Origin of the sequence: Streptosporangium sp. NPDC023615 (assembly GCF_040640155.1) — a bacterium.
Classification (GTDB): domain Bacteria; phylum Actinomycetota; class Actinomycetes; order Streptosporangiales; family Streptosporangiaceae; genus Streptosporangium.
Map to the genome: position 1 here is coordinate 42,971 of NZ_JBFABE010000046.1, position 21,676 is coordinate 64,646.

Below are 21,676 nucleotides of genomic sequence, written 5' to 3' on the forward strand. Positions count from 1 at the left end.
CCGGTGGCCCCTGTCCGGCCTTCCGCCCTCACGTCCGCCAGAGGTGCAGGCAGCGCGCCATGAAGCGGAAGGGGACGGCCTGCCCCCCGGTCTGGTCGACGGTGCCGGCCAGGTGCAGGTCGAGCTCCGGGCAGTGGAAGAGCCAGGTCCCGGTGACTCCCGAATGGCCGACGAGCGTGACGGGGCGGCGGCCCGCCGACATGAGCCGGCCGAGCGTGAAGAACATGGTGCCCAGTCCGTACCGGAGGACGGGGATGTTGCGCAGCCGGTTGCGCCGCTCGGTGAGCGGTTCCAGCGAGCGGGGGTCGTCGAAGAGCTCGCCGCCGAGCAGCGCCCGCTGGAAGGTGAGGAGATCGCCGGTGGTGCTGAACAGGTCGTTGGAGGACTCGATCATCGAGGTCAGCTCCACGCGGCGCCGCTTCGCGTGAAGCGGTGAGGGCTCCGCGGTCGCCGGATCCGGCGGGAGGCGTCCCGGCAGCCAGGTGTGCGTGAGGCCGAGCGGGCCGAGGATCCGTTCGGTCAGCAGCTCGGCGAACGACCGGCCGGTCACCGTCTCCACGATGCGGATGAGCAACTGGAAGCCGGTGTCGGAGTAGCGGGCCTTCTGCCGGGCGGCCGTGAGGTCCTGCGGCGCGAAGTGCGGGCGCTGCTCGCGCGTGATCCGCATCGTGTCCTCGAAGGTCCAGGCCACATCCTGACCGGCGGCGAGGCACTCGTACAGGCTGGGGCCCTCACCGCGCTTCTCGAAGTGGTCGGGCAGTCCGGACGTGTGACTCGCGAGGTGGCGTACCGTGATCGCGGACGTCCGGTCGACCCCCCCGAGGACATGGAGCCCGCCGACCGTCTCCGCCGGCAGATAGCCGTCGATCGGCGCGGCCAGATCGAGCTCGCCGCGCTCGTGGGCCTGCAGCACCAGCGTGACGATGAAACGCTTGGTGACGCTCGCGACGAAGAACGGGGTCTCGGGACGCGGCGCGTGACCGCCGGGACCGGAGGCGGCGGACCAGCGCAGCCTTCCGTCGCCGCTCCTGACGGCGACGTTGGCGTGGTGCGCGCCGTGTCGCGTGACGAGGCTCTCCAACAGGCCCGTCAGCCGCGCGCCGACGTCGCCGGGAACGTGATTGTCATGGGCGGGGATCGTGGCGAGCGGCGATGTCATGTGAATGTTCCCTGTCTCCGTTCCCTGGGCGTGACCCCGGGCGCCGTGTCCTCCGCCCACCGAGGCGGCCGACCGGCGTCCGCGACGGCCGTCGTGGCCGTGAGCCCCGTCATCCCGGGGTTCGATGACGTGTCTACTAGACATGTCTATGAGAGTCAATAAACTCGACGAATGGCCCATGTGATCCTCGGTCTGCTCCTGATCGCCCCGCAGACCTTCTACGACCTCATCAAGGGATTCGAGGCCGGCGTCGCGCTCTTCTACAGCGCCAGCTCCGGCAGCATCAAGCGCGCGCTGGACACCCTGCTCGCGCGGGGACTCATCGAGGTCGCCAGCGTCGAGGCCGGAGGCCGGGGACGGAAGGTGTACCGCCTGACCGACGCCGGTCGCCAGGAGTTCCGCGCGTGGATGACGGGGGACCTGACCGGGCCCGATCTGGAGACCGCGGCGCTGTCCAGGCTCTACTTCCTCGGCCTGCTGGAGCCCGCCGAACGCGTGCCGGTGCTCCGCCGCGTCACGGCGCGCATCGAGGCCGACCTCGCCGCGCTCTCGGCCCTCGACGCGCACCTCGACACCCTGGACGTCTCCGCCGAGCACCGCGACCTCGCCGTCCACCAGCGCGCGACGCTCGCCTACGGCATCGCCTCACACCGCTTCGCGCTCGACTGGTTCCGCGACCACATCGACCGCCAGGAGACGCCGGACCGGTGACACCGGGGCCCTTCCGTTCGTGATCGAGATGCTTCATGCTGCTGACCTCGCCGGTCATGGTGGCGAGCGGTCGGGAGCGACGGCGCACGAAGACGAGGGGCATGTCCTTGTTGCTGATCATGGCGTTGGTGGCCCTGCCGGCGCTCGGCACGGCCGCTCCGCCGGATCGCCGGGTGCGACCGCCCACGGACACCGAACCCCTCGTGCCGGGTGAACCGCCGCCTGAACGCCGCTGCCGGTTCGCCGACCACGCCGACCACGCCGATCACGCCGACAGGGCCGGGCGGCCGATGACCGACGACCCGTCCGGGTAGGCCGGACCCGTGTCCTCACCTTTGGAGACAGATTTCGATGCGTCTACATCCAGGCGAGCCCGAGGCCGTCGGCTGGCGGGTGGTGAGCGTGCTCGACGCCGTCCGGCGGCTGCGCGACGCGTCCCCCGACGTCGTCGGACGCCCGCGGGTGATCGCGATCGACGGCCGCGGCGGTGCCGGCAAGACGACCCTGGCCGAGCGGCTACGCAAGGTGGTGCCCGGCTCCGCCGTCGTGCACACCGACGACATCGCCTGGAACCACGCCTGCTTCGACTGGGGCGCCGTGCTCGTCGAGAACGTCCTGCGACCTCTGCACCGGGGTGAGGCGGTGGACTTCCGCCCCGATGCCTGGATCACCCACGACCGGCCCGGATCGATCACCGTTCCCGCCGGTGCCGACGTCGTCTGGGTCGAGGGCACCGGCATCATCCGCGAAGAGCTCGCCCCGTGGCTGGACGCCTCGGTGTGGATGCAGGGCGACCTCGACGAGCAGGAGCGCCTGCTGGTCGTCCGCGACGGTGACTCCCCCGAGCAGTCGGAGCACGTGGCGAACTGGCTGCTGGAGGAACTGCCGTTCCTGCTGCGGGAACAGCCGTGGGCCCGAGCCACCGTGATCGTCGCCGGTCCTCCGTGGATCGGCCACGACCCGGACACCGAGCTGGTCGTCGCCCCGCCGACCGGCCCCCAGGCCGCGACCCGCCCGCGGGACGCGGGATCCTGAGCCGGGACCCGCATCCTGACCTGGGCATTTGAGCGTGGGACGGGCGCCGATGAGTCAAGCGGTGATCCGGGTCATCTCCCGCAGTTCCCCCCGGGTCGACTCGCAGTCCATCGCTCGCAGCCGGGCCAGCACAGGTTCGGCGTCCGCGTTGAGCCGCAGCTCCTCCGGGCAGTCCTCGACGATCCGCCACAGCAGCGTCATGGCCGCGCTCGAGTCGCCGTCCATCGCGTGCGCGCCGGCCACGGCCAGCAGGTGCCGCGCCCGGCGGTCCTTGTCGGGCAGCCGGTCGGTGTCGACGCCCGCCGCGAGGCGGATCGCCTGCGCGTACCGGCCCATCCGGACCGCGACCGCCACCCGGTGCAGGTCCACCTCCAGCGCGAACTCCGGGCCCAGCCGGTCACCGACCTTGCGGGCGTGGTTCAGCAGTTCCTCGACCCGCAGCACGTCGCTCTCCTCGGCGGCGGCGAGCGCGGCCGTCAGGTAGCAGAGCCCGGTGACCTCCGGTGACTCGGGCCGGTCGTCGATCACCGCCAGGCACAGCCAGCGCGCGTCGGCGTACCGGCCGAGCGAGACGAGCACGCCCGCCATCTCGGCCCGGGTGATCGGCGAGCCCGCCGAGGCGGCCACCGCGCGGTCGGCGGCGACCAGGGCCAGCGCGTGCCGGCCGCGGCTTCGCAGCAGCGCCGTGAACAGCCGGTACACCTGGGTGAGGACGGCCGTACCGGCTTCCCGGTCCGCGCCGGTGGCGACCCTGACCGACAGGTCGGCCATCGACAGCAGCGGCGGCAGGCGGCGGCGCGTCTCGGTGTAGCGCTGGGGCGAGCGCTGCCAGACCTCCCACGCCGTCATCACGTGGTGCCGCACCCGTGGCACGCTCTCGGCCGCCTCGCCGGTGAAACGGCCGGGCAGCAGCAGCGCGTTCCCGACCTCGTCGGATTCGCCGTGGTCACAGGCGAGCGGGAGCTTCGTCCGGCCGCCGACGAACTCGGAGAGATCCTCGACGCGGAGCACCTCGGCGATCCGCATGATGGTCGACAGCCGATCCAGGGGTCTCACCCCGTTCTCGACCAGGCGGAGCCATTCCTCGCTGCAGCCGACCAGGTCGGCCAGAATTCTCCGGGTAAGGCCGCGTGAACGGCGCCTGGCCATGATGCGCGCGCCGTCAACCAAGAAATCGCCGGCCATGCCGCCACATTAGGTGAGGAATTCAAAGCCCTCGGTGGCCAAAAATGACGGTGATTTCTTGCCACCCTACCCACCTGAAATATAGGTTATTCTGGAGGGTTCACCATGACGCAACTCCAGTTGGATCCAGCCTGCCGGGCTCCGCCGACACTGCCGCTACACCATTCGGCAGGAGGAGACCACGATGGCGATCGACGTCGAGTCGATTCGGAAGGAATTCCCGTTCTTCGAAACCGCCCCTGACGGTTCCCGCCCACCCGTATACCTCGACAGCGCCGCCACCACGCAGAAACCCGCCGTCGTCCTGGACGCGTTGAACCACTACTACATCCGCACCAACGCGAACGTGCACCGGGGCGTGTACCGGCTGGCCGTACAGGCGACCGAGCTGTACGAAGGGGCGCGCAACACGATCGCCACGTTCGTGCGCGCACCGCGAGCCGAGGAGATCGTGTTCACCAAGAACGCGACCGAGGCCGTCAACCTGCTGGCCAACGCGTTCGTCTGGGCGGACGGGCGGCTCCGCGTCGGCCCCGGCGACGAGATCGTCCTGACCGAGATGGAGCACCACTCCAACCTGGTCCCCTGGCGGCTGCTGGCCGAGCGGGTGGGGGCGAAGGTCAGGTACCTCGGCATCACCGACGACGGCCGCCTGGACCTCTCCGACCTGAACGAGAAGATCAACGAGCGGACCAAGGTCGTCGCGGTCGTGCACGCCTCGAACATCCTGGGCACGGTGAACCCGGTCGCGACGATCGCCGCCCGCGCGCGCGAGGTCGGCGCCCTGACGGTCGTCGACGCGGCCCAGTCGGTCCCGCACCTCGGCATCGACGTCACCGCGCTGGGAGCCGACTTCGTCACGTTCTCCGGCCACAAGATGTGCGGCCCCACCGGAATCGGCGCCCTGTGGGGCAGGTACGAACTCCTCGAGGCGCTCCCGCCCTTCCTCGGCGGCGGCGAGATGATCGAGAACGTCTCGGTGGACGCCATGTACTACGCCGCGCCCCCGCTCAAGTTCGAGGCCGGCACACCCCCGGTCGCGCAGGCCGTCGGCCTCGGTGCCGCCTGCGACTTCCTGAGCGGGATCGGCATGGACGCGATCGCCGCCCACGACCAGGCCCTGATCGAGTACGCCCTGGACCGGTTCGGCGACGTGCCCGGCATCCGCTTCATCGGCCCGACCGACACCGCGAACCGGCTGCCGCTGCTGTCGTTCGTGGTGGACGGCATCCCGCTGCAGCGCATGCGCGCGATCCTGGACGAGGCGGGCATCGCCGTCCGGTCCGGCAACCACTGCGCGCAGCTCGCGTGCAGCCGGTTCGGCGTCCCCGCCGCGATCCGGGCCTCGTTCTACCTGTACAACTCCCCCGACGAGGTCGACGTCCTGGCCGAGACCCTGGAGACGGCCACGCGGTCCAGGACCGCCGTGACCGCGGACACCTCCTTCGACGTCGGCCGGGTACGGCCGTACAAGGACGTCCTGCTCCCGTCGATCTTCCAGCCGTGGGCGGAGCACCTGGTCGAGGCGCTGGCGCCGGCCCCCGGCACCAAGGCGCTCGACATCGGCACCGGCCCCGGCACCGTCGCCCGGGTGCTGGCCAAGGCGGTCGGCCCCACCGGCACCGTGGTCGGCACCGACCTCAACCCCGCCATGCTCGCCCTCGCCGCCGAATCACCCGCCGTCGACGGCGCCCCCGTCCAGTACGTGGAGTGCGGCGCCACCCCGCTGCACGTCTCCGACCAGGCGTTCGATCTGATCACCATGCAGCAGGTCCTGCAGTTCGTCCCCGATCGCGGCGCGGCGCTGGCCGAGATGCGGCGGGCCGCCCGCCCCGGCGCGCGGATCGCCGTCGCCACCTGGCAGCCGCTGCACCGCAATCCGCTCTTCCGCGCCCTGCACGACGCCGTCGCCACCGTCCTCGGCCCCGGCGAGGCGGAGCTCTTCGAGGAACCGTGGTCCTTGTCCGGGATCGAGGTCGCCACGCTGGCGAAGGAGGCCGGTTTCGTCGACGTCGAACTCCTCGAGTGGACGCTGCCGGTCACCGTTCCCGGCGGACCCGACGCGATCTGCTGCCTGTTCGACTTCTCCGCGGTCGGCCCGTACATCGGTTCGCGCCGCGCCGACCTCACGGCCGCCGTACGGGCGAACCTGGCGCACCGCACGGACGAGACCGGCGTCCACTCGGAGACCGCGGTGACCCTGGTGACCGCCCGGGCCTGACCGCCGCCCCTTCCCGCGGAAGGCCACCTCCCGGCGGGGGTGGCCTTCCCGGCACCCCGAAGGCCCGGGTCGGGAATCCATCGATGTCCTGCCACCCCAAGCCGCGGCTCGTGAGGCTGAGCGGGGTCGTGCGCGTGTGACGGGCGACGAGGCCGTCAGGGGAGCCAGCCGTTGTCGACGGCGATGCGGGCGGCGTCGGCGCGGCCGGTGGCGCCGAGCTTGGCCACGATGGCGCTCAGGTGGTTGCGGACCGTTCCGGGGGACAGGTGGGTGCGCCGGGCGATCACCGCGACCGGGGTGTCGAGCTCCGCGAGCCGCAGCACCTCCAGCTCCCGCGGGGTCAACGGGCACGGGGGCGCGGTCAGCGCGTCGGCGGCCATCGCCGGGTCCACGTACCGGCTCCCCCGGTGGACCCGTCTGATCACGTCGGCGAGCTGTCCGCCGGGCGAGCCCTTGGGCAGGAAGCCCTTGGCCCCGGCGTCCAGCGCGCGCTTCAGCATCGAGGGCTTGCCGTACCCGGTGAGGATGATCACCGCGCAGGCGGGCAGCGCCCTGGAGATCTCGGCGGCGACGCCGACGCCGTCCAGCCGGGGCATCTGCAGGTCGACCACGGCGACGTCGGGGCGGTGGGTCAGCGCCTCCTCCACGGCCGCGCGGCCGTCGCCGGCCTGGGCCACCACCTCCAGGTCGACCTCGAGGGACACCAGCGCGGCCAGGGCCGTCCTGATCAGTTCCTCGTCGTCGGCGAGGAGCACCCTGATCACGAGGGCACCGGCATGGCCGACTCCAGGACGAACAACCCGCCGTCGGCGCGGACGTCCAGCGTGCCGCCCGTCTCGGCGAGGCGCTCCCGCAGGCCGCGCAGCCCGGAGCTGTGGCGGTCGGGCCGCACGGCGGCGGCGCCGTCGTTGGTCACGGTCATCCGTACCTCGTCGTCGTGGCGGGACAGCTCTATGGAGCACCAGCTCGCCGTGCTGTGCCTGAGGACGTTGGTGCCGGCCTCACGCAGGACCATGCTGAGCGGGGCGGCGACGTCGACCGGCAGTTCGCCGGTCCGGTCGGTGACCGTGCACCGTATCCCCGAGGAACGGAGGACCCGCGAGACCTCGTCGAGCTCACCGCGGAGATCGACCGTGCGGTACCCGTGGACCGCCTTGCGGAGGTCGGCGAGCGCGGAGGCGGCCAGCAGGCGCACGGCCGCGGCCTCCTGCTCGGCACGGGCGGCGTCGACGGAGACGAGCCTCTCGGCCAGTTCGGCCTTCAGGGCGATCACCGAGAGGGTGTGGCCGAGCAGGTCGTGCACGTCGCGCCCGAACCGCAGCCGTTCCCGGGCGGCGGCCAGCCGCCCCTGCGCGGAGTTCTCCTCCTGGGCGGCGATCAGGAGGTTCCACAGCCAGGCGTGCAGACCGGTGACGCCGATGGTCATCACCCCGAAGCCGACGGTCGTCACCAGGTACTCGACGAGGGGCCCGCCGCTCCACCAGCCCACGACGCCGGAGACGGCGACGGCCGCGGCCATGACCGCGACCGCCGTGGCCCGCCCGCCGAGAAGGGGCGCGGTGCCGACGATCGAGGCGCCCACCCACGCCCACGTCTTCCAGTCGCCACCCCCCAGCGGGGCGGTAAGCGGGACCGACAGGGCCGCCGCCGTCGCGAACCCCGCCAGCAGCCGGCGGTGAACGGCCTGCGACAGCGACGGCGTGACCGCCGCGTACAGGACCGCGGCCTGCGCCGCGGCGAAGACGAGGATGCCCGTGGCGCCGAGCGCGATCCGCAGCGGATCGGTCTCCACGCCGAGGCCGAAACCCGGCATGGCCAAAGTCATGAGCACGGCGGTGGCCAGCGAGCCCAGGGTCGCCACCCTGACCCATCGCAGCCGCTGCCGGAACACACCGGTGATTGTAATTCGTCGCATGGTTCCTCCCTGTGCCGGTGCGGCGGACCTCACCACAGCATGAGGAGGATGGTCACGCCGATGACCGTGTCGATGACGATGCAGGCCTCGGCGTACGCTCGCGGGACGACCCTGTCGGCACGGTGGTGGATGATGTCCCACCCCGCGTGGGCGAGCCAGCCGGCGGCCACCAGGTAGAGGGAGAGGTTTCCGCCCACCGCCGTCGCCACCGCGGCCAGCGCCACGTAGACGGCGAACACCCCCAGCTGGAGCGCGAGCACGCCCGGCTCCCGCAGGTGCTTCCGGGCCGCGCCGATGGCCAGGTAGGCGCCGGCGAGGATCACGAGCATCCACGGCGGGGGAGCGGAGGACGAGCCCCAGCTGTCGATGGTGATCACCAGGGCCAGCCACGACGGCCACCGGTGCACCAGCCATGCCGTGATCCGCCGGCGTCGACCGGCGTCGGCCGGCGGCTCAGGCCGGGCGGGCTGGCGGTGCGGCCGGCCGTACTCCTCTCGGCGGAGCAGCATCGCGACGAGCATGGCGGGAAGCATCAGCAGGTGCCCGCCGGCCATGAGGCCGTCGCCCGACAGCGCCCCGGTCCAGAAGGGGACGAGCAGCACGAGGTACGGGACGAACATCGCCGCGCCCATCTCGGCGATGCCCGGCCAGTCGTGGCCGCGGACGCGCATCCAGATCGTCATGCCCAGGGTCATGTCGGTGGCCATCACCATGGCGGCGAGGTCGGCGCGCGCGAGCGCGTCCGACCAGCCGAGCAGCGGGGAGACGGCCTCCCACACCTGGCCGAACAGCAACATCCCGACGATCATGGCGATCACCATCTCGGCGAAGTGCCACGCGAAGTACCGGCGGCCGGAGGGCCGGGGGGAGGGGCGGGTGCCCGGGGGGCGCGACGTGTCGGCCGCGGTGATGTCCGTTTCGGTGTCCATGGATCCAAGGGTGCGGGCGGGGGCGCGCAACCCCCACCCCCGTCATGTCACCGATCGACCGTGCGGATCGCACCCCCGGACCGTGAACGCCCGGCCCCTGCGTCGACGTGACGGCCGGCGGTGTCGGCAGGCGGTGTCGGCAGACGGTGTCGGCCGGCGGGGTCAGCAGGCGGTGTCGGTGGCCGGCAGTTCGCCGGTGGTGAGGTAGCGGGTGACCGTGGCGTCGAGGCAGGCGTTCCCGTAATGCGGGAACGGGGCGTGGGTGTGGGCGTCGATCGTGACCAGGCGTGACCCGCGGATGCGCGCGGCCACGGCCCCGCTCACGGACGCCGGCACCGCCACGTCCCGCAGGGCCGCGACGACCAGGGCGGCCGGCGCGCGGCTGCCGTCGAGCCGCACCGTTTCGTCCTTGGCGGGCGGCCAGAACGCGCAGGGGTTGATGTTGGCGTTGACCGGGCCGAACAGCGGGTGGCGGTCCCGCTGGGAGGCGATGTCGCGCAGGTAGACGCGCGGGTCGCGCGGCCATGGGGCGTCGGCGCAGCGGTAGGCGATGTTGGTGGCGGTGTAGTGGCCGGCGGGCACGCCGGGCACGCCCTCGGGCCGCGGAGGGCGGACGGGGAACGGCAGGGACGGCTCCCGTCCGGCCGCGACGGCGGCGAAGGCGGCGGCGACGACGCCGAAGGCGCGCTCGTCGTAGATCCCGGCCACCAGCAGGGAGCCCAGCTCGCCGACGGTCCAGGCGTGACCGCCGATGACGATGGGCGCTCGGGTGGCCCGGTCGAGGATCCCGGTGAGTGTGGCGTGCACCTGTGCGGTGGTCTCCCCCAGACCGTATTCGGAGTGCCGCCCGGCGGCCCAGGCGGCGAGGGCCACCGTTCCCTTCTCGAACGCGGGGGTGCGGCCCATCTCGTAGGGCCGCCAGATCGTGTCGGCGTTCACCGGGCTGTCCAGGACGAACCGGTCCACGCGGTGCGGGAACAGCGTGCCGTAGACGGTGCCGAGCAGTCCCGCGTACGAGCCGCCCAGGTAGGAGATCTTCTCCTCGCCGAGGGCCGCGCGGATGAGGTCCATGTCGCGGGCGGCGTTCGCGGTGGTGGCGTGCGGCAGGGCCCAGCCGGAGGCCCGTACGCAGTCCTCGGCGTACCGCCGGGCCTCGGCGGCCTCGGCGAGGAAGCGTCCGGGGGCCGCAGGACGTACCCAGAACCCGCCGGGCTCCTCCTCGGGCTGCCCGCAGCCGATGGGCGTGCTGCGCTCGACGAATCGCATGTCAAACCCGATCAGGTCATACCGGGCGCGGACCTCGGCGGACAGCGCCGGGGCGAGGCTCACCGGCAGCGGGACGCCCGGCCCGCCGGGTCCGCCGCCGGTGGTGAGCAGAACGCCCCGGCGCCGCGCCGGGTCGGTGGCGGGCAGCCGGGAGACGACGACGGAGATGGTGCGGCCGCGCGGGCGGCGGTGGTCGAGGGGGACGGTGACCCGTGCGCATCGCAGGTCCGGCGTGCTCACCCCGGCGCACGCCTCCCACCGCAGCCCCTTGCCCCCGGTGGCGGTGCCGGGTGCGGCGACCGCGGGGGCGGCCAGGGCCGCGGCGGCGACCGGTGCGAGCGCGGCGGCCGTCACGGCACGGACGAGGCGTCCGGACCGGCGCCGCCCGCGTGCCGGGCCGGCCGGGACCGCGTTCGTGCCGCCGGCGACGGCGAGCGCCGCCGGCGAGGCGAGGGGGGCTTTCCGTACGGGCATGGGTCTCCCTGCCGTGAGGGGCGGTTCGCGAGCGACCCGGGGAGGCCGGGCCCTGACGATCACCTGGCGCGCGGACCGTGTCAAGCCCGCAGCGCCGGTCCGACCAAGCCGGCCTGGTCAGGCGGATCGCTGCCCGTGATCGTTTTCATGGTGTTTTCATGGCCCGGCAATCGGTGTGGAAGATTTCGGTACACGGTTTCCCGAAGCGCTGCGGTGCAGGCGGAAGACGTTCTCCACCCATTCGCGAGCCCCTTGTTCCCCGGCCGTACCGGCACACGAGTGGCACGTCACCCACGACTTTTGATCGCTGCCTCGATACGCAGTCCAATTCCGACGGTCGCGAAGATGAGCGCTCCAAGGAGGGCGTTGGTGGTGAGCTCTTCCTCGATGACGAAGCCGAAGACGGGAATCGCCGCGCTCAGGACGAGAGCGGCGTTCCCCCACCCGTCCACCGGTTGCGCACCGCCGGTTTCCTTCCCCTGACGTGCGGCGGGATCCTCTGGTTCGCTCATGGGCAGAGCATCCCATCGGTGTGTGAGGCCGGCAAAGGGATACGCCACGCGTGCGCACGCCTCTCCCGCCCGGACCTTCCCGTCGCATCGTGGTGCGTGACACCTGTCATCCGAAGGTGCCTCCCGGACGGTAGTCATCGCCGGGGACAACGAAACGGAGACGATGGATGGACGACGGATTCGCCGAGTACGCGGGAACCTCCAGGTTCGGGAACCACCCGTGGCCCGGGACCTGAAGCGTGGAGCGGGTGACGGGAGCCGAACCCGTGCCGTCAGCCCGGGAAGTGCATCGATCACGCCTTGCGGAGCGGCCGAGCTGGGCGTTCGGACGGTCGTGAGTGACCGTGGTTCTCCCCTCGTAACCCTGGTCGACGGCCCGCCAACGGCCCGAGGGGCAGCCTGTCACCTGGTCCTCCTCCGGGAGGCGTGATTTGTCTTCCCCGGATTCTTTCTGGCTTGGCCGGGCCGATGACAGGCGGGATGATCGGCCCCTACGTCAGCCACCGCGCTACGATCCTCAGATGCCCGACTTCGTGCTCCCCTTCATTTTCGTCGGACTCTTCGTCACGCTTTTTGTTTGCCTCTTCATATTTTTTGTAGTATTGATGGTCAAAGGCATTCGTCAACGCCGTGTACTTAAATATACGGATCCGGTGAGAGCTATGGACATTGTCGGCCGTGTGCGCCAGCTCAAGGTCCGGGGTAATGAAGAGGAAGCCGTGCTTCTCGTTCAGAACGAACTCGCGATGCCCGCCGACGAAGCTCGGTCGTGGGTGAAGTCCATTTGAGCCGTAGGTCACGGTAACCGCACGGTGAATTCCGTGTGGCGGCACCGCACCACCGGTCCGAAAGACTGAATCCAAGGATGGAAACCGCTGCGTCCAGGGCAGGCGTCTGGCGCGGGTGCCGGCGCCCCCTGTCGGTGCCGCGGCTTGCTCGTAAGGGCTTGGCCTCCCGGCATCGACTCCTGGCATGATCGCCAGATGTTCGACTTCGGGATCAGTGGATACAGGCCCGCATGGTTGAGCGGGAGTTCGGTGGTTGCCGCCGCTCATGGGGGGAGACTGGCCATGCTGGAAGGGCGGAGGCTGACCCGAGCCCTGCTGGTGTGGGACCTCGACGAGGATGCCTGGTTCCCCGACGGCCTGGTCCTGCTGGACTTCGAGGGTGAGCAGGTCGAGATCGTCCACCAGAAGTTCGACGAGATTTCGATCACGTGGAACACGGTCGATCCGGCTCAGCCGCTGGATTGGGCGGGGGAAGGGCTCCGGCTGACGTGGCGAGGGGACGAACCTGACGAGCTGGTGAGCTTGCGGGGGCGGAGAGTGCGAGCCGTGGAGCTTCTCGAGTGGACAGGTGACGACATGGCGCAGGGGGCGGTGGCTGTCGGTTTCCTCTTCTCTCATGGCCGCCTGACGATCTACAACGCTCTCGACGAGAACGGCATGGAGTTCGGAGATCCTGATCAGCGGTACACGCGCCAGAGGCTCAGGGGGTGGTGCGCCTGATCCGATACGCGAGCCTGCAGCGCTCGGAACGTGGAGCGGGTGACGGGAATCGAACCCGCGCCGTGAGCTTGAGAATTACATGGACAACGGCTCATATGAGCGCTGACATGAGCGTAGGGCCGGTCGCGATCGAACGTGGTCGCCCCTCTTCCCGCTCCCGTACGGCAACGATGAACCAATTGGAGGCGGGGTGCGTCGTAGAAGGCGTGAGGGCTTCATGGTTCACGCCGGTGGTCGGCGCGATCGTGCTGGCCGGATGCGGCCAGGGGGGCGCCCTGGTTGTCCCGGGTTCACCGGTCGTTGATATGCGCGCGGTCGCGGAGCGGTGGCGGGCGACAGGGCTGTCCGAGGAATGGGTACGCGGGTTCGTCCCCCAGCAGGAGCTCACGGTGCTGGGCAAGGATGTTCAGTTCACCGGTCGCAGCAAGTTGGCCTTCGTCGCCGGGAAATGGGAACTTCACGCGGATCTGCCAGACAGTGCTCCTTCCCACGGTGAGATCCGGTGGCTTGACGGGACGACGATGACATCGCCGCTGCTGCGGGCTACGGCGGCGTACGAGCAGATGAGCATGCCCAACCCGCACCAGAAGTGCGCTCCGGGCGAGTGCGGGCTGCTCACGGTCATCGGGGCGCGCCTGGGCGAGGTCCAGATCCAGACCAGCCGGGGTCCGGCCGTCGTCCCGGCGTGGCAGTTCAGCGTGCGGGACGTACCAGGCACGTTCAGCCGGGTTGCGATTGCTCCCACGGCACGCTCCAGCCCTCCACCCGCCCTCGGAGGGGCCGAGGTCAACGGCTACCGGCCAGGCGAAGGAACGACCGTCCGGCTCGAATACATGTCTGGTGGCTGTGACGAACTGCACGACGTGCGAAGCTTCGAGGCGGACGACCTGGTGGTGGTCGACCTCGATATCGAGACGGCCGCCGGTGTCTGCACTGCTGTGGGATTGATCGGGGCCACCGAGGTCACACTGGCCAAGCCACTCGGCGACCGGATCATGCTGGACGCGTCGAGTGGGCTGCCGGTGCCGTATGGGGTAAACCAGTACCCGGCTGTGCCACCGCCGGATATTTCACCGCCCTCGCCGACCCCGGATGCCTCCCTGCCAGGTCACGCCTCGCTGCCCCCGTGGTCCCCCTCTCGCGGATGAGTCAGGATTGTCCTGCGCGGTGGGTGGTCCGGGGTGAAGGAGACCCGCGGAAACGATCAAAGTCCGGGTAGGGGATCTGTTCTTGATCTGGGCCTTGAAGCGTGGAGCGGGTGACGGGAATCGAACCCGCGCTGTCAGCTTGGGGATCGGCCGCTGGTGTTGGCGGGCTGAGCTGGGAAAGCAGGTGTGCGGGTGGACGAGGTGTGATTCCCCCTGCTGTCCCTGCTGTCCCTGCTGTCCCTGCCTGGACGGTCTGTCGTCGGCTCGGTCAAGCACGGGCTCGGGCCGGTCGCCACGAGCGAAGACGCTCAGGGCGGCCTGTCGTTGTCGTGGTAAGTCGTTGACCTGTGGACGCCGAGCACCCCACGCGGCTACCGGCGGGTCGGGCGAGTGGTCAGATCTGGTTGAGGCCACCGTCTGCGAACAGCTCGATACCGGTGACGAAGCTGCTCTGGTCGGAGGCGAGGAAGAGGGCGGTGGCCGCGGCCTCTTCCGGGCGGCCCATCCGGCCCAGGGGCACGATGCTTGCGAGGTGACTCTTGAGTTGTTCGGCCTGTCCCTGGTCGGCGGCCAGGCCGGTGATGCCGGGAGTGTCGATGGGGCCGAGCACGAGGGTGTTCACCCTGATCGCACGACCTCTGAGCTCATTGGCCCAGGTGCGGGCGAAGGAGCGGACGGCAGCCTTGGAGGCGGCATAGACGCCGAAGGCCTCCTCGCCTTTGGTGGCGGCGGTGGAGCCGGTGAGGATGACCGAGGCGCCGTCGTTGAGCAGCGGCAGTGCCTTCTGGACCGTGAACAGCGTCCCTTTGACGTTGGTGTCGAAGGTCGCGTTGAAATGCTGCTCGGTGACCTGCTCCAAACTGGAGAATTCGCCACCGCCGGCGTTGGCGAACAGCACGTCGATGTGGCGTCCCTGTTCGGCGACGGCCGTGTAGAGCCGGTCGAGGTCGGCGAGGTCGGAAACGTCGCCGCACACACCGGTGACGTTCGCGCCGATCTCGGTGACCGCCGCATCGAGCGCCTCCTGGCGGCGGCCGGTGATGAACACATAGGCACCCTCGGCCGCGAACCGGCGCGCAGAGGCCAGGCCGATGCCACTGGTGGCGCCGGTGACGACGGCGGTCCTGTCCTCAAGCTGCCCCATGGCTTTTCTCCTGTTCGTTCTGCTGAACCCTTTTCATTCCTGCCGGAAGAGGCGTCGACCACACGGCCCTGGACCGGGTACGGTCATCCGCAGCCGGAACCTGCTCGACGAGCGGCGTCTCCCGTCGAACACCCCCTCCGGCACGATCATCGTCAACCACGGTGCCGGCGACTCCGCCGAGGCCGGGCGGATCGGCGCGCACGTCGCACGTCAGGAGGCGGCCACCGGGTGCGGGGCGCCGAGGTAAGGGAACCGGTCCAGGGCGTCGGTGTGCGGCGTCAGCCCGGTGGGCGGGGCCTCGTTCTTGGTGAGGAACGCGACACGGATGTCGATGACGTCTTCCACGAATGTCCGGCCATTGGGGTACGCGGCAGGCTTGGACGGGTCGAAGTGCAGTACATCCGGCAGGAGACCGTGCAGGTCGAGCGCGGTGATCGCCTCCTCACGCGAGTAACCGCCGGTGTGGCCCAGCAGGTGGACGAACTGGTCTGTCCACCTGGTCCGGTCGTCGACCGGTTCGCTGGCGTTGTACTCCTCCTTCGTGTCGTCGGTGTTGAAGAAGCTGCTCATTGACGGGTGTCCGGCTCGGTCGGCGTGGACGAGTTCGCCGTCGCGCAGGACGCTGCACCGTCCCCAGATGCGTAGCTCGGGGTCGGGCGCCAGCTCCGCGGCCGGCAGTTCGACGGCCATGGAAAAGACGTTGGCCGTGCTGTTGGAGTCGACGCCGGTCCACGGGGACCTCCCGCCCAGGTGCGGTGCGGTGAAGTTCCGGTTGCCGCCGGTGTCGAACAGATTCTTGATTCCGTCGAAGTCGAAGAAGAAGGCGTCACTGCGGCTCCCGGCAGCCACCTCGTAACCGCCGCTGCCGACCACGTTGGCCTGGGGGCCGAAGGAAACGGCGGCGTCCGACACGATCTTGGTGCCGACCGCCTCCGGCCTGCGGGCCTCCGCACCAGTTGCCATGAAGACGCTGTAGGTCTGAGAGCCGTCGGACGCCGGCGGGTCGAAGACCCAGCTGAAGGCGACGTCGGCCAGGTAATCGCCGTCGTTGTCAATGTTCAGGCGGTATATGGCGTCAGGGTGCAGGGCGTCTGCGTTGGGATTGGCGTTGAGGATGAGAACGATTCTGCTCGGATCGCCGGGCGCCCCGAAGGCGTAAAGGTCGCACAGGTCGAGGCGCTGGTCGCCGAGTGGCGGCCCAAGGCTGAGGCCGGTGAAGTGGTTGGACATGTCAGATCCTTTCGTTGCTCGCTCGCCGGAAACCGCTAGAGCGCTCCAGTCCGGCCCATGATCGCGTCGGGCCGTCGGTGGCCAAGGCGGGACGCCGTGTGGAGCAGTGCATCGGCGAGCCGGTCTCGCTGTGCCCCGTCGTGGTTCCGGTCCGTGATCGCCGTCATGTGATCCCCTTCGCGCGAAAGGGGAGGTGGAATGTCTTCCCGCCGCTCACCTGCGGTAATCCAGTACGGCAAGACCAGGGCAACCCCGTCGATCATGAGGTCATGGATCGGGGACCATCCGCGCGTTCGGCCGGTCGAGCAGTTACTCCAACGACACCGCCTGATCTGATGAGGCGGCGCGACCCGCAGCGCGCCCTGGCCTACCCCGCCCGAGCTCCGAGCGATCGTTCAACGGCAAGCAACAGTGGGAGGTCTTCGCTTTCACGGCCGCAGCCACCAAGGCGGTCGCCCGCACGTGACGCCACGGTGACTGCAGACGCCAGCGGCTCTGCAGGGCACTGCCGAGACCTGCTCTGACCTGGCCGTTCGCTCTAGCCTCGGGCTTTCATGGCGAATATCGACAGCCTTGATCGTTTACATGAGAAAAGTGCCTCTGAACTGGGATGATCGGACTTGTCTAAGGTCCCGTCCACACCAGCTCAAGAGGCACTTTTCACGTGAAGACTATCGCGCCGCGACCCAAGATCGTCATGTCCGCCGACACCTCCGGGCTCATCTCCCAATCCGGCGCACTGCTGTTGCTGGAAACGCTGCGCCTCACCGGCCTGAACCATGCCCTGTCGAAGCAACTACAGCGATGGCGACCGGCCCGCGCGATCCACGACCCCGGCAAGATCATCGCTGATCTCGCCGTCAGCCTCGCCCTGGGAGGTGACTGCCTGGCCGACATCGCAACCCTGCGCTCTCAGCCAGCACTGTTCGGCCCCATCACCTCCGACCCGACCGTCTCCCGGCTGATCGACCGGCTCGCCACCGACACCACCAAAGCCCTCAAAGCGATCCGCACCGCCCGCGCCACCGCACGTGAACACGCCTGGACCCTCGCCAAGTCAGCCGCACCCGGAGCCGATGGCCAGCTGATCCCCATCGATCTGGACGCCACCATCGTCATCTCCCACTCCGACAAGGAAAACGCCACCCCGACCTGGAAGAAAACCTTCGGTTTTCACCCCATGACCGCCTTCGCCGACCACGGCGCAAACGGAGCCGGTGAGCCCCTGGCCCTGGTGCTCAGGGCGGGCAACGCCGGCTCCAACACCGCCACCGACCACATCAACGCCACCGTCTTGGCCCTGGCCCAACTACCCCGGGCCCAACGCCACCAGGTCCTGATCCGCACCGACTCAGGCGGCGGCACTCATGAGTTCCTCACCTGGCTGACCCGACCGAGCCGGTAGTTGAAATACTCCATCGGCTTCACCATCACCGACGACCTCGAAGCGGCGATCCTGCGCCTGCCCGCCACAGCGTGGACCCCCGCCTACGACGCCGAGGGACAGGTACGGCCAGGCGCCTGGGTCGCCGAGATCACCGCCATGCTCAACCTCACCTCCTGGCCCCGCAAAATGCGCGTCATCGTCCGCAGGGAGCGCCCCCATCCAGGTGCGCGGCCGCGCTTCACCGACCCGGGCGGCCACCGCTTCACCTGTTTCGTCACCAACACCACCGGCGGCCAGCTTCCCGACCTTGAACTGCGCCATCGCCGCCGCGCCCGAGCCGAGGACCGCATCCGCACCGCCAAGGACACCGGCCTGCGTAACCTGCCCCTGCACGACTTCACCCAAAACCACATCTGGTGCGAGATCGTCGCGCTGGCCTGCGACCTCATCGCGTGGATGCAGATGCTCGCCCCGGAGGGCCCCGCCCGCCGCTGGGAGCCCAAACGCTTGCGATTACGCCTGTTCGCCATCGCCGGGCACCTGGTCCACGGCGGCCGACGGCTCCGGCTCCGCATTACCGCCCGATGCCCTTGGGCCACGCAGATCATCACCGCCGTCAGCCGCCTGCAAGGCTTGCCGTCACCGCCCTGACCAGCGCCAAACCGCTCCACCGACCAAGAAAGGACACCCGCGGGCTCGTGGAACCCCGCCCACCCGGCGCGACAGCCGGGCCACCACGCTGACCAAGAAGCGAAATCAACACTCAGCCGGATGCCTCAGCCAACCACACGAAGATCATGAAAGATCGAGGCTAGTTGGTAACGGGGCCGACCTCCGGATTGTCGATGTGAGGGTAGGAGGTAGCAAGACCGCACTGCCCAATCAGGCTGATCGCGGGGTTTTGGGCGTGCCTTCGGTCTCCATGTGTGCGAAAATCGTACACATGGCTGAGGTAGACGAGAAGACGCTTGGTGCCAGAGTCAGGGAGGCGCGTGAGCGGGCTGGCTTGAAGCAGGGCGAACTTGGTCAGCTTGTGAGCCTTGACCGAACAGCAGTGAACAAGATCGAGTGTGGTGCCCGCAAGGTCACCGCACTTGAACTGTCAGATATCGCGGCGGCGCTCGGTGTGAGCATGTCCTCGTTCTTCTCGGAGCCTATCCCAGCGCTGGTATCTCATCGCTCTGCTCAGGGCTTGGACACGGCTGACTCGAAGATCGACAGACTTCTGGCAAACATCGCCGCTAACGTTGAGTTCGTTGCTGAATTGACTCCTAGCGAACTCGCGCTCCCCGGAGACGACGTTGTGTCGTTCCCTCCCCCCCGAACTTCGTCGGACGCCGACGCTCTTGCGGTCGCTACGCGGACCAATCTCGGCCTCACTGACACGGAACCTATATACGACCTGGTTGGTAAGGCCGCCAAGATGGGGCTCTTGGTCTTTTCCGCTGATTTGGGAGTGGACACGGCTGATGCTGGGACGATCTTGCTCCGCCGGGGTGGGGTAAGTCTGGTGAACAGCTACAACAAGGTAGGGCGCCGCCGTCTTGCAGCGGCCCATGAGTTGGGTCATTACTTGATCGCTGATGAATACACCGTCGACTGGCGTGTCGCTGACCGACAGAGTAGTGGTATTGAGGCACGCTTGGATGGGTTTGCGCGGTCGTTGCTGCTGCCCGAGCCTGGCATGCGGGCTGCTTGGACTCAGTACAAGTCGGCTGAACTTCGCGATACCGCTGTGCTGCTTGCCAGCAATTTTCGGGTCGACATGGCAACGCTTGCCAGGAGACTGGAAGAATTGGATCTCGTCGATAGGGAAGGCGCTGCACTGGTCCGCGGTGTCACCACCACTCGTGCCGATATCGTGGAATTCGGGTTGACTGTGCCAGTCGACCTTGAAGGAACCAGCTTGCCTTTGTCATACCAAAAAGCGATCCTGCGTACCTTCCGTGATGAACGGATCAGTCAGGCACGCGCGCTTGAACTACTCCAAGGCACCTTCACTGAGTACGACCTACCTGCGCGCCGGAAACGCCGGGAAGACGAGATCTGGAATTTCGTGTCGTGACACAGTCATCGGACGCCATGGTTTTCGACACCGGTCCCCTGCGTCACTTCGCTGTACATGGGTGGTTAGGCGTCTTGAAATTCCTTGCTGGCGAACGCCCGGTCATCATCCCAGAGAGCGTTGAACGCGAGCTCAAGAACCAGGCCCATGATTATCCCGCCTTGCATCAAGTCCTCGACGCAGGCTGGATCAGTGTTGACCGTAGCACCGACATGGACTTCCTGGTCGCGTTTGCGGCCTACGAACAGCGACTCGTCGCCAACGGGTCGAATCGCGGCGAATGCGGTGTGCTAGCTCTAGGAAAGACCCGCGGCTTCGAGACAGTGCTCGACGATAGCGTTCCCCGAACCATCGCCGAAGAGCAGGGCATCCGGGTGACAGCCACGCTCCCGCTGCTCTGCAGTGCTATCCGAGCGGGGCAGTTGACTGTACCGATGGTGGAGGCACTTGCCGATGATCTGCTTGCGGGTAAGTATTTCCTTCCTTTCGGTCCCGGTGGTTTCAGGAAGTGGGCGCTGGAGGAAGGGCTCATCGAATACTACTGAGACGCTCCGTTCGCCGGACTCCTCCTGCGATTAGGTCTGGAAGCCACCTTTGCTGCCCCGTCGCGTCTGTTCGCCATACGGGCAACACGTTCGCCTCGCAGTCGGGTGCGACCCTGCGGGAGCTGATGAACCGGATGGGGCACTTGACCACGCGGGCCGCGCTGATCTATCTGCACACCGAGAACGGGCGGGGTCAGATGATCGCCGACGGCATGGGAAAGCTCGCCGAAGCCGCTCTCAAGAAAGAAGATCCACCGGCATCGGGCACGTAACGGGCACGGAAGATCGAAGAGGCTTAGAAAACAACGAAGGCCCCGGTTCGGATTCGCATCCTGACCTGGGCCTTAGCGTATGGAGCGGGTGACGGGAATCGAACCCGCGCTGTCAGCTTGGGAAGTGCATCGATCACGCCTTGTAGAGCGGTTGAGCTGGGCGTTCGACCGGTCGTGAGTGACCGTGGTTGACGGGTCTGTCCAGTGGACGGCTCTGTCTCTCTTTCGGTGGTGACGGAGGGTTAGGCCAAGAGGATGCGGTGGCGGAGCAAGGTGAAGCCGGCTCGGCCGTGCATCTGGCGCATGATGCGCTTGGTCTTGGTGTTCACGCCTTCGGTGCCGCCGTTGTGGAAGGGCATGGTGACGGCCGCGCGGACGGCTTCGTGGTCCTGGTCGAGGCCTCGGGTGAAGGCGTGCAGATGAGGTAGATCGGCGCCGCGCGCGGTGGTGATCCACGCGTCGAGGTGGTCGGCGTTGTCCTGGCGTGGCCGGAGCAGGTCGGCGAAGGTGCGCACCAGCCCGGCCAGGTCGATCATCTCGGGGCAGGTGGCGGTGAGGTCGTCGTGTAAGCGCCGTTGGTCGTCGGTGAGGCGGTCGGGCCGGGTGAGCAGGAGTCGGGCCAGGCGGCGTGGGGAGATGGGAAGCCGGTCGGCTTCGACCCTTCCTTGGGTGATGTAGCGGTAGAGCAGGTTGAAGCTGCCCTGGTAGCCGAGGGCTTTGATCTCGGTGAACAGGTGCAGGACGGGGACGGCGGGCTCGTCGCCGCGGCGGCGTCGAAGGTGGTCGCGGTAGGGGTCGACGAGGGTGGGCCGGTATTGCGGGGCGCGTTGCAGCCGCTCTGGCTCGTGGACGCGGGCGTAGCGTTTGACGGTGTTCAGGCTTAGGTTCAGTCGGCGTGCGCACTCCAGCAGGCCGACGGTCGCGTCCGAGATGCGGTGTAAAAGGGAACGAGCGTAGGTTGCCGTGCTGA

Annotated in this window: 20 protein-coding genes and 1 pseudogene; 11 read left to right on the forward strand and 10 right to left on the reverse strand. The window is 68.8% G+C overall.

Annotated elements, in window-relative coordinates:
* Positions 1-28: 28 nt before the first annotated feature.
* Positions 29-1,159, reverse strand: a complete 1,131-nt coding sequence (locus tag AB0G16_RS26835) for a serine hydrolase domain-containing protein (protein WP_362810517.1) — start codon at positions 1,157-1,159, stop codon at positions 29-31.
* 171 nt (positions 1,160-1,330) lie between these two features.
* On the opposite strand from AB0G16_RS26835, the gene AB0G16_RS26840 reads away from it, so the two are divergent.
* From AB0G16_RS26840 to AB0G16_RS26850, 3 genes are all read left to right on the forward strand, one after another.
* A complete protein-coding gene (locus tag AB0G16_RS26840) occupies positions 1,331-1,870 on the forward strand; it encodes a PadR family transcriptional regulator (protein ID WP_362810519.1) in 540 nt (179 codons plus the stop codon).
* Positions 1,871-1,971: 101 nt separating this feature from the next.
* A complete protein-coding gene (locus tag AB0G16_RS26845; RefSeq protein ID WP_362810521.1) occupies positions 1,972-2,184 on the forward strand; it encodes a hypothetical protein in 213 nt (70 codons plus the stop codon).
* A 37-nt stretch (positions 2,185-2,221) separates the two neighbouring features.
* Positions 2,222-2,905: a hypothetical protein gene (locus AB0G16_RS26850; protein WP_362810523.1), complete on the forward strand. Its 684-nt coding sequence runs from the start codon at positions 2,222-2,224 to the stop codon at positions 2,903-2,905.
* A gap of 54 nt (positions 2,906-2,959) precedes the next feature.
* Here AB0G16_RS26850 and AB0G16_RS26855 read toward each other — a convergent pair whose 3' ends face one another.
* Positions 2,960-4,090: a helix-turn-helix domain-containing protein gene (locus AB0G16_RS26855; protein ID WP_362810525.1), complete on the reverse strand. Its 1,131-nt coding sequence runs from the start codon at positions 4,088-4,090 to the stop codon at positions 2,960-2,962.
* A gap of 184 nt (positions 4,091-4,274) precedes the next feature.
* On the opposite strand from AB0G16_RS26855, the gene AB0G16_RS26860 reads away from it, so the two are divergent.
* The gene (locus AB0G16_RS26860) at positions 4,275-6,311 is read left to right on the forward strand and encodes a SufS family cysteine desulfurase (protein ID WP_362810527.1); all 2,037 of its coding nucleotides are present in this window, start codon (positions 4,275-4,277) and stop codon (positions 6,309-6,311) included.
* Between the two features lie 155 nt (positions 6,312-6,466).
* On the opposite strand, the gene AB0G16_RS26865 is transcribed toward AB0G16_RS26860, so the two are convergent.
* The 5 genes from AB0G16_RS26865 to AB0G16_RS26885 form a co-directional block, all read right to left on the reverse strand.
* Positions 6,467-7,075: a response regulator transcription factor gene (locus tag AB0G16_RS26865; RefSeq protein ID WP_362810530.1), complete on the reverse strand. Its 609-nt coding sequence runs from the start codon at positions 7,073-7,075 to the stop codon at positions 6,467-6,469.
* Complete coding sequence (locus AB0G16_RS26870) at positions 7,072-8,226, reverse strand: histidine kinase (RefSeq protein WP_362810533.1); 1,155 nt, start codon at positions 8,224-8,226, stop codon at positions 7,072-7,074. The genes AB0G16_RS26865 and AB0G16_RS26870 overlap by 4 nt, the downstream gene beginning before the upstream one ends.
* Positions 8,227-8,255: 29 nt before the next feature.
* On the reverse strand, positions 8,256-9,155 hold the full coding sequence (locus AB0G16_RS26875) for a DUF6010 family protein (RefSeq protein ID WP_362810536.1): 900 nt from the start codon (positions 9,153-9,155) through the stop codon (positions 8,256-8,258).
* A gap of 162 nt (positions 9,156-9,317) precedes the next feature.
* A complete protein-coding gene (locus AB0G16_RS26880) occupies positions 9,318-10,895 on the reverse strand; it encodes an alpha/beta fold hydrolase (RefSeq protein ID WP_362810540.1) in 1,578 nt (525 codons plus the stop codon).
* A 287-nt stretch (positions 10,896-11,182) separates the two neighbouring features.
* Positions 11,183-11,407, reverse strand: coding sequence for a hypothetical protein (locus AB0G16_RS26885; RefSeq protein ID WP_362810543.1), 225 nt, complete (start codon positions 11,405-11,407; stop codon positions 11,183-11,185).
* A gap of 521 nt (positions 11,408-11,928) precedes the next feature.
* On the opposite strand from AB0G16_RS26885, the gene AB0G16_RS26890 reads away from it, so the two are divergent.
* From AB0G16_RS26890 to AB0G16_RS26900, 3 genes are all read left to right on the forward strand, one after another.
* Positions 11,929-12,195 (forward strand): hypothetical protein, encoded by a 267-nt coding sequence (locus AB0G16_RS26890; protein ID WP_362810546.1) that lies wholly within the window; start codon positions 11,929-11,931, stop codon positions 12,193-12,195.
* Between the two features lie 195 nt (positions 12,196-12,390).
* Complete coding sequence (locus AB0G16_RS26895; RefSeq protein WP_362810549.1) at positions 12,391-12,915, forward strand: hypothetical protein; 525 nt, start codon at positions 12,391-12,393, stop codon at positions 12,913-12,915.
* A 95-nt stretch (positions 12,916-13,010) separates the two neighbouring features.
* Positions 13,011-14,063, forward strand: a complete 1,053-nt coding sequence (locus AB0G16_RS26900; protein ID WP_362810552.1) for a hypothetical protein — start codon at positions 13,011-13,013, stop codon at positions 14,061-14,063.
* Between the two features lie 394 nt (positions 14,064-14,457).
* Here the strand turns inward: AB0G16_RS26900 and AB0G16_RS26905 are convergent, their stop codons facing one another.
* Positions 14,458-15,207 (reverse strand): SDR family oxidoreductase, encoded by a 750-nt coding sequence (locus AB0G16_RS26905; protein WP_362810555.1) that lies wholly within the window; start codon positions 15,205-15,207, stop codon positions 14,458-14,460.
* Between the two features lie 210 nt (positions 15,208-15,417).
* Positions 15,418-16,437: a DUF4331 family protein gene (locus AB0G16_RS26910; RefSeq protein ID WP_362810558.1), complete on the reverse strand. Its 1,020-nt coding sequence runs from the start codon at positions 16,435-16,437 to the stop codon at positions 15,418-15,420.
* Positions 16,438-17,101: 664 nt separating this feature from the next.
* On the opposite strand from AB0G16_RS26910, the pseudogene AB0G16_RS26915 reads away from it, so the two are divergent.
* From AB0G16_RS26915 to AB0G16_RS26930, 4 genes and pseudogenes are all read left to right on the forward strand, one after another.
* A pseudogene (locus AB0G16_RS26915) lies at positions 17,102-18,475 on the forward strand (IS1380 family transposase).
* Positions 18,476-18,767: 292 nt separating this feature from the next.
* A complete protein-coding gene (locus tag AB0G16_RS26920; protein ID WP_362810561.1) occupies positions 18,768-19,889 on the forward strand; it encodes an XRE family transcriptional regulator in 1,122 nt (373 codons plus the stop codon).
* The gene (locus AB0G16_RS26925; RefSeq protein WP_362810564.1) at positions 19,886-20,434 is read left to right on the forward strand and encodes a hypothetical protein; all 549 of its coding nucleotides are present in this window, start codon (positions 19,886-19,888) and stop codon (positions 20,432-20,434) included. Before AB0G16_RS26920 ends, AB0G16_RS26925 begins: the two co-directional genes overlap by 4 nt.
* A 125-nt stretch (positions 20,435-20,559) precedes the next feature.
* Complete coding sequence (locus AB0G16_RS26930; RefSeq protein WP_362810567.1) at positions 20,560-20,706, forward strand: hypothetical protein; 147 nt, start codon at positions 20,560-20,562, stop codon at positions 20,704-20,706.
* 242 nt (positions 20,707-20,948) lie between these two features.
* On the opposite strand, the gene AB0G16_RS26935 is transcribed toward AB0G16_RS26930, so the two are convergent.
* Positions 20,949-21,676, reverse strand: a 728-nt coding sequence (locus AB0G16_RS26935; RefSeq protein ID WP_362810570.1) for a transposase, incomplete at its 5' end; no start/stop codon positions are given.